Source organism: Sagittula sp. NFXS13 (assembly GCF_040148795.1).
GTDB classification, from domain to species: domain Bacteria; phylum Pseudomonadota; class Alphaproteobacteria; order Rhodobacterales; family Rhodobacteraceae; genus Sagittula; species Sagittula marina.
Genome location: NZ_JAGEMH010000038.1, coordinates 1 through 7827, shown reverse-complemented (window position 1 = coordinate 7827; position 7827 = coordinate 1). Strand labels below are relative to the sequence as shown.

At 59.7% G+C, this 7827-nt stretch carries 8 protein-coding genes; all 8 read left to right on the top strand.

The genetic code is table 11. From position 1 onward, the window contains the following. Window positions 1-3203, top strand: a 3203-nt coding sequence (locus tag J4E08_RS24315) for a carbohydrate binding domain-containing protein (RefSeq protein WP_502949319.1), incomplete at its 5' end; no start/stop codon positions are given. Then, window positions 3203-3754, top strand: coding sequence for a hypothetical protein (locus J4E08_RS24310; RefSeq protein ID WP_349540711.1), 552 nt, complete (start codon window positions 3203-3205; stop codon window positions 3752-3754). The genes J4E08_RS24315 and J4E08_RS24310, both read left to right, overlap by 1 nt. Then, window positions 3754-4185 (top strand): hypothetical protein, encoded by a 432-nt coding sequence (locus tag J4E08_RS24305; RefSeq protein WP_349540710.1) that lies wholly within the window; start codon window positions 3754-3756, stop codon window positions 4183-4185. The genes J4E08_RS24310 and J4E08_RS24305 overlap by 1 nt, the downstream gene beginning before the upstream one ends. Further along, window positions 4166-4459, top strand: coding sequence for a hypothetical protein (locus J4E08_RS24300; RefSeq protein ID WP_349540709.1), 294 nt, complete (start codon window positions 4166-4168; stop codon window positions 4457-4459). Before J4E08_RS24305 ends, J4E08_RS24300 begins: the two co-directional genes overlap by 20 nt. A 68-nt stretch (window positions 4460-4527) precedes the next feature. Beyond that, window positions 4528-5313 carry a glycoside hydrolase family 108 protein gene (locus J4E08_RS24295; protein ID WP_349540708.1) on the top strand — a complete coding sequence of 262 codons (786 nt, stop codon included), beginning with the start codon at window positions 4528-4530 and terminating at the stop codon, window positions 5311-5313. Then, window positions 5303-5521 (top strand): hypothetical protein, encoded by a 219-nt coding sequence (locus J4E08_RS24290; protein WP_349540707.1) that lies wholly within the window; start codon window positions 5303-5305, stop codon window positions 5519-5521. Before J4E08_RS24295 ends, J4E08_RS24290 begins: the two co-directional genes overlap by 11 nt. Next, window positions 5518-5931, top strand: coding sequence for a hypothetical protein (locus tag J4E08_RS24285; protein ID WP_349540706.1), 414 nt, complete (start codon window positions 5518-5520; stop codon window positions 5929-5931). The genes J4E08_RS24290 and J4E08_RS24285 overlap by 4 nt, the downstream gene beginning before the upstream one ends. 320 nt (window positions 5932-6251) lie before the next feature. Then, the gene (locus J4E08_RS24280; protein ID WP_349540705.1) at window positions 6252-7565 is read left to right on the top strand and encodes a hypothetical protein; all 1314 of its coding nucleotides are present in this window, start codon (window positions 6252-6254) and stop codon (window positions 7563-7565) included. The last annotated feature ends 262 nt before the right edge of the window (window positions 7566-7827 follow it).

Below are 7827 nucleotides of genomic sequence, written 5' to 3'. Positions count from 1 at the left end.
CGGCGGCAGAGGTCGCGCAACAGGCGGCAGAGACGGCGCAGTCAGGTGCTGAAAGCGCACGGGGCGCGGCAGTAACCGCAAAGAACGATGCCGAAGGCGCGGCGTCTTCGGCGTCCACGAGCGAAGCTCTGTCTTCTACCGCTCGCCGCCGTGCTGAGACCGCAGCGACCGGCAACCTGCTGACAGAGGGTAGCTTCGAAGATCTGGACCATCTGAACCAAACGGACTTCACTTCTGGGGCAATCGTCAATGTCCCAGAAGCTCACCCTCTGGGCCGTTCTCAGGCACTTCGCCAGAACTACCGTGACGTCTACTGGCCCTCAATGATCGACGGTGACATAAGGGGTCGCACCTACCGCATCACTGGATGGGTGTACAACGAGGTTTCCACAGCGCAGGCGCGCGTAGGCTTCCAGCTTAGATACGCTGAAGGCGGGTCAACATGGCCCACCGTACAAGTTGCCAATCCGGGTCAAGTGGGCTGGGTTGCGTTTGACGTCGAGCTGACAATCAACCCAAGCTACTCGCCTTGCACAGGCTACCGTCTGTTTACGCAACAGAACGGACATCAGGGAACGCACACGCTGTTGTGCTACTGGACCGACCTGAGGTGGGAAGACATCACAAATGTAGTAGCCTCACAGGAAGCGGCGACGGCATCGGCTGGCAGCGCGACGACGGCATCGTCGCAGGCGGATCTTGCCGGGCAACGTGCGTCGGCGGCAGAGACCGCGCAACAGGCGGCAGAGACGGCGCGGAGTGGTGCGACATCGGCCCGTGACGCGGCTGTGACGGCCCGTCAGGGGGCAGAGGATGCGCAGGCGACCGCCACGACGCAGGCGGGGGTTGCGACGCAGGCGGCGACGGATGCGGGCGATGCGGCGACGGCATCGGCTGGCAGTGCGACGACGGCATCGTCGCAGGCGGATCTTGCCGGGCAACGTGCGTCGGCGGCAGAGGCATCGCGGCAAGCGGCAGAGACCGCGCGCAGTGGGGCGACATCGGCCCGTGCCGATGCGGTATCGGCTGCGTCGGATGCCGACGGCGCGCGATCGTCAGCGGTGACGCAGGCGGGCCTTGCATCAGATGCCGCAACAGCGGCTGGCGGATCTGCGCAAGCATCGGCTGACAGCGCGACATCCGCAGCGGCGAAGGCTGTCCAGGCCGGGCAGGCGGCAGCATCCGCGCAGGCGTCGTCGGTGATCGCAGCACGCCAGCTATCGGCGGGCATGGCGGCGTTTCCCACGTTTGCCGATTGGGTTGGCGATGATCCGAAAGGCTGGCGTGTCGGTCACGGCGGGACATCATCAAGCGCCAGGAGCAATAACACGCGCTATGGATCGGCCCTGTCGCTGTCGACAGGATCCGCGCCGACGGGAAATGCGCCGTATCTTGATTTGCGGGGCACGGATTGGCCTAACTTTGCGTTAAATCCCGATGATCTGGCGACTGTGCTGGTGCGGCTGGAAATTCAATTGCTGTCCGGGTCATGGGCGGGCTGTGTGGTGCGTGTCGAGTGGCGCAGTGCAAATGGAAATCGCTATGCCGATCTGTTCCTGGCTGATCTTTTAGACCCTACGGCGACCGGCACGCAGACGGTCGAGGTGTTCCTTGATCGGCCTGCCGACTACGTGAAGGGCGCGCCCGACTATTTCCGCGCGGTGTTCTACGGCAATGCGTCGATTGCGGGCGGCGGCGGGCAAGATCAAAAGACCGTCTTGGTTCACGCCTTTGACGTGCGCGGCGTGACGGCGAACAGCGTCGCGGGGATCACGCGCGAGGTCATGGCGCGGCAAGACGGTTGGGCGTCGTCTTTGCTGGCGCTGGGGGTCGAGGCTGGCGACGCATCTGCGGGTGTGCGTGTGTTCGCGCTGGATGATCTGGAAACGCCGGTTTCGGGCATCGTGTTCGACGGGCAGTATTTCACGTTTCGCGGCGACATGACCGTTTTTGAAGGTGGATCCCTGCAAAGCGATGATTGGAACCCTGACGCCGGAACGGGTTTTTACATCGACAAAGACGGCAACGCGTTCTTTCCGCAAATCACGGTCCAAGCTGCGCAGATCGAAGGGCTGATCGAAGCCAACCAGATGTACGTCAACGGTCTGCTTTCGCTCGATGACGTGACGGCGGGTTTCTCCATAGGCAAGTTGACTGCGTTCGATGACGAGAATGACGGCCTCTACATGGGTCGAACGCTGAACGAAGACGGCTCAATCGGGTTTGGTTTGGTGGCGGGCGTCGTCGGTGCAGACGGTAGGGACGAAAGCCTGAGCTTCACAAAGGACGGCGGCTCTAGACTAACAAATATAAAGCATTTTCGTGACTTATCGGTCAGAGCGAACCCTGTCCAAGTGACCACCAACCAGACTATAAGCCTTCCGCCGGGCACAAAAATGCTGGACCTGATCATTCTGGCAGGGGGTAACGGCGGCAACGGCGGTAAGGACAATGCGGATGCCTCCGGCAACTACGTGGGCGGTCGGGGCGGCGCGACATACGTCGAGATTTACGATGGTGCGACGTACATAGCGACGCGAGAGGCGCTGCCGCCGGACCCGCAGACAACGGCAGACCTTAGCTCTACCACCGGAACGGATGGCCAAAGCACGCCTTACGGTGTGGGCGGTAGCAGAGGTATCTTTTACAGGGACAGTGAGGGGACTGCAGTAATCAGAGCGGCCTTGCCCGCAACGGGTCACGGCGCTGGTGGTGGTGGCGGCTATGCTGGGCGGCGCGCAGATGCTGGTTATGGAGGGTCCGCGAGTGATGTCTATTCCTACACGGTGGATGTCTCTGGTCTCTCAAATCCTAAAATCAAAACGCTGATCGGCTCTGGGGGTGCTGCCGGTCTCGGGGAAACCCCGGACGACGGTGACGGTGGGCACGGTTCAGCCGGTCTCGTGATCTACACCGCGCATGTCTCTACGCCGTTGCGTGCGGATGTGATCCCGCTGGAGCCTACGGCGTGGGGCACGATGTCCAGTCATGGCCCGTTTCCTGACCTTGGCGCGGGTTTTTGGCTGATGTCCTACGATGGGGAGCATATCGGCTTGGGCGACATGGAGATCAACAACAGCGGTGAAACCCTGCGCCCTGACTACACCAGCGCCGTTTCTTTCGTGTCCAGCAAAACACCCGTCGTTGTGCCCCGGTACAGCGCGCGCACCATTAAATATCAATTCTACAAGATGGGTGACTGATGCTTGTTTATTACGATGCCGCAACCGGCGCGCCGACCTATTCGATCAGCTTGCCCGCAGATCAGGCGTTGCCCGGCGCGTTTATCGAAGTCGAAAACGTGCCTGCGGATCTGTCGGCCTTCCGGGTCGAAAGCGGCGCGCTGGTGGAACATGATATAAGCGCCGCCGTTGCCGCTGCGTTGCGGTCTGCCGATCGGATCGTCGAGGATTTTCGGTTGGCATACATCACCGAAATTGCAGGGCAGGGCACGGTTTACCGCTGGAAGTACGATGAAGCGGTCGCATATCTGGCAGCGGATCCCGCGCCGTTGCCGGAGGATCTGCCCACGCTGTATCCGCATCTGGCAGAGGAAACCGGGATAACGGCGCAGACGCCGTACCAGTTGGCGCAGCTATGGGCGAACCTGCATCAAATCACCTGGCATTTGTCGCCGAAAACCGAAGGGGCCCGCGCGCTGGCAAAGGATCGCATAGGCGCGGCGCAGACGCTGCAGGACGTGGCTGATGCGCTGGATGGTCTGCGCACAGATCTTGCCGAGCTGGTGCCGTGATGGCGGTTCACTACACCCGCCCGTCGAAAAACCGCAATCTTGAGTGGTTCATGGTCGCGGTGTCGACACTGTTCGGCGCGTGGCAATTGCTGCCATTCGACGCGATGATAACGCCCGCCTATGAGACCGTCACAGATTGGGCGCAGGAAACGGTTTGGGGGGCGCTGTTTCTTGTCCTGGGCGTGATCCACGGCGGGGCGCTTGGGATCAATGGCCGCGTGTGGTGGTCGCCGTTGGTGCGCTTTGTCGCGGTGTCGTTGGGGGCGATGGTCTACGCCCTGTTTTCGGCGGCGTTCGCGGCGGCTTATTTCGGGTCTACTGCAGTTCCGATCTATGCGCTGTTCAGCGCGGGAATGATTGCCTGCGCGATCGTGGCGGCAAGAGATGCGGAGTACGCAAGGGGGCTGAAACATGGGGCAACTGACGCCTGAACAAATCGCCGCCCTGCTGACGGGGGTCGCGGGTGTGATCGCTGCAGGGGCAACGTGGGCTGTCAAGGCGCAGAGAAAGGAGGGCGTGAAGCATCCGCAGATGATGTCAACGACGTTGGCCGATGTGCTGTCTGCCGTGTCTGAGCTGCGTTCTGACGTGGCGGCAGGGCAGGTCGAAAACCGCCAGTTGCACCGCGACCGCGCAGAAGCAGAGGCGACCATGCGTGTCGAGCTGGCGCGGTTGGACGCGCTGACGCGACCGTGGCGAAAATGAAATAGCGAACACGAAAGACGACTAGCAACGGCCCGCCACTTGGCGGGCTTTTTTATTGGAGAAAGCAAATGACAAAAGACAATTTTGCGCCGTGCCTGGATCACGCCTTCGAGGTCGAGGGCGGTTTCGTAAATCATCCAAAGGATCCGGGGGGCGCGACAAACATGGGTATCACGAAAGCGACGCTAGAACATGAGCTGGGCCGTTCGGTCACGGTCGATGAAGTGCGCAATCTGTCGCGATCAGTCGCGGCGCGGATCTACCGCCGCAAGTATTGGGGCGTGATCCGAGGGGATGATCTGCCCGCCGGTTTCGACCTGGTCGCCTTCGACGGTGCGATCAACAGCGGGCCGCGTCGGGGGGCGCGGTGGCTGCAGGTGGGACTTGGCGGCAACGTGGCGCGCGACGGCAAGATCGGACCGCAGACGCTGTCAGCGGCGCAGGGGCGTGCCGATGGCGTCCAGGTGATCGAGCGGGCTTGTGCGGCGCGCATGGGCTTTCTGCAGCGCCTGAAGCACTGGCAGACCTTCCGCCGGGGCTGGACGGCCCGCGTCGCCAAGGTTGAGGCGACCGCCGTCGCCATGTGGGCCGGGTCGCGCGCAGCGGTGAAGGCGCAGGAGAGCCGCGCGACAGTGGCGCAGCGGCGGGACCAGAAAACCGCGCAGGCAACGGGGGCGGGCACAGTTGGCGGCGCGGGCGGTGTCGAGCTGACCGGGATCCCCGATGCCGTGGCGCTGGCGGTGCTGGTGGTCGGCGCGGTTGCGATCGGCTGGGCGCTGATGCGCGCGCGGCAAAACAAGACGCGGGCCGCTGCGTTCGAGGCTGTGGCCGGAGGTATGACCGATGCAGAGTAAGCGCGCCTACAAGTCGAAAACCCTCGCCTTTAACCTGCTGGTCGGATTGATCGGCGTCGCAAATGAGGTGGCACCGCTTTTGGATCAATTGATCGCAGGCGGGTTCCATGCCGATTGGGTGCCCGCCGTGCGCGCGGGCCTGCTGCTGGTGTCAGTCGTCGGCAACGCAGTCTTGCGGGCCTTCACGTCGGAAAGGGTGACGCTGTGACGGCGGTTGTATCCAAGGCTCTGGCTTGGCTTGTGCGCGTCGGTTTGGCGCGCACGGTCGAGGCGGCGCTTGCTCGCATAGACCAACGCGCCGAGCTGCTGGGTGATCGCGACCGGATCCGGGCGGAGACCACGACAGAGCTTGCGCGGCAGGCCGTGGCCGAAGCGCGGATCATGGCGGATTTCAACCGCGCCAAGCTGTCCTTCCCGCGGTTCTGGATCTTCGCCGGGCTGTTCGTGGGGCCGCTGGCGCTGTGGTGGTCGGCGGTGATCATCGACAGCGTGTTTGGGTTCGCGTGGTCTGTGGCTGATCTGCCGACGCCGCAAATGCAGCAATGGGCGGGCGACATGATCCGCTGGCTGTTTTACGTAGGATCCGGTGTCGGGGCGATCAAGGCGTTCGGACGGTAAAGGCGATTAGTCTGCCTTTATCTGGACTGAGGGCCGTTCGCGCCGCTCGACACGTCGGGCGGGGAGTTGCCGTTCGCTGCGAACCGTCCCAACTAACGCTTGTATCGGTCAAAGCAGACGTTGGCACACAGGGCGACTTCACATACAAGGGCTTTATGCGCCATAGGCCATTATACTCATTGTCACGCCACTACATACCGCGCCAATATCATTTTCACTACAACATACAGGATCATAAGTCCGAAGGCGTGGCAGCGCCTCGATAGTCGGAACTCCTTACGGAAGACACAACGGAAACTGGTTCCAAAAGGTGATTAACGATGGGTTTTTGGCGGAAAGATTTTTCTGAAGATGAAATCAACCATGTCCTAGAGCAACTGAAGCCACTCCGAAAAATTTCAGATGATGGAAAAGTTAGCTTAGAGGGCGCAGGAAACATCGACATGTATACCGCGTTTCTTGTCTCAGCGGTTGGTTTCGATATCCGAACTGACGCATTGAAAGCCCGAGTCGTACGAAGTGCATTGTTCTCACCAGACCTGAAGGTTGACTTTAGGGAGAAGGACTTCCGCGACGTCGCTTATAGATTGCGGCGCAAGTATCAAGTCGAAGACGTCAAGCCGTATAAAGTTGTTTTCCCACTGTGGAATACACCGCCTTTCCTGAACGGTGTGAGGAAGAGCCAAGACGTAACAATTAACTTTTCACCGTCGATAGCAACGCGGATTTTTAAAAGGATCATGCGCGAACGTGATCACCAGAGATCGGATCGCCACTATGAGACCTTCTTTTCGCATGCTGTGGTATCGGATTTGCGTGCATGCTCCACTTGTGTTGCTCATGTAGTCGCGCATAGCTCGGCAGATGCCCAAGAACGCGCATCTGAAGCGCTTTACGAAATTCTTGGGTTGCTAAACTTGGCAAAAGACGGCGGAAAGTTTTGGCGATTTTCGTCCCGGATTGGTGGGAAGCTACCTGTCGCCGACGTATTGATAGGCCCGCATACAACCACGCATGACGTAGATGGTTCGTTGACCCATGATGGCTTCTGGCATGAAAACTGGGTAGGTGGGCCAAGTAAGAAAAAGCCGTCCCAAGATCACCTTGATTCTTGGGAGAAGCGTTACAAGCAGCTTTCGAGGGGTGTTGCGCAGTCGCCTTGGTCTGGTTTCTGTAGGTCTGCTGCCGTCAGATACTTCAAAGCATTCTCAAACCCAAACCTTGAGGAATCCTTCCTTGATGGGTGGAGGCTTTTTGAGAATATCTCAGGATCCAGATATGAGAAAACTGAGACCAAGGTCACTCGAGCATCACATATCTTCAAAGACAATGTCGAGTATCGGATTGTTGGCAAACACCTAGCGTTGCGTCGGCATCTCATTTCTCATGGACACGCAATTAACACAGGTGACGAGGAGACACTTGCGTTTCAGATGCTTCAGTTTGTCTTACCTTTCCTGACGCGGTTCATTTTGAATGGGTTTTCCTTTGCAAGACCGGAAGAGTTTTGGGAGTTTCTTGACCTCCCTGCTACGCGATCAAAACGTTTGGATGAGGTAGAAGAACTACAGCGCAGACTGAGGCTATATGACAAGGCTGCGCAGTTCAGGGGTGAGACCGATGCTTCGTCATAAGGCTTGTTTGGTGCGTAACTCATATCTTTGCATCATAGAAAAATAAGGCAAATTCAACGATGGAAGCGGTGCGTAAATTCGGAGCGCATCCAGGCGTCCGCTTTGGGGTAGCCGCACCGGAGCGTTGACCCTTTTGCGGCTTTGTTGCACAAATCGCTTCAGGGATTCACTGTGTGAATCCGGCATGATAGCTGGGCGACATGAGCAGTTGGGCCCCTACGAAGTACAAGACCAGGAACTGGCCTTCGTACAACACATCGCT

Excerpts from the sequence above, each read along its gene's own strand:
- J4E08_RS24310 (WP_349540711.1), top strand. The coding sequence starts at position 3,203 with ATGCTTGTTTATTACGATGCCGCAACCGGCGCGCCGACCTATTCGATC.
- J4E08_RS24305 (WP_349540710.1), top strand. The coding sequence starts at position 3,754 with ATGGCGGTTCACTACACCCGCCCGTCGAAAAACCGCAATCTTGAGTGG.
- J4E08_RS24300 (WP_349540709.1), top strand. The coding sequence starts at position 4,166 with ATGGGGCAACTGACGCCTGAACAAATCGCCGCCCTGCTGACGGGGGTC.
- J4E08_RS24295 (WP_349540708.1), top strand. The coding sequence starts at position 4,528 with ATGACAAAAGACAATTTTGCGCCGTGCCTGGATCACGCCTTCGAGGTC.
- J4E08_RS24290 (WP_349540707.1), top strand. The coding sequence starts at position 5,303 with ATGCAGAGTAAGCGCGCCTACAAGTCGAAAACCCTCGCCTTTAACCTG.
- J4E08_RS24280 (WP_349540705.1), top strand. The coding sequence starts at position 6,252 with ATGGGTTTTTGGCGGAAAGATTTTTCTGAAGATGAAATCAACCATGTC.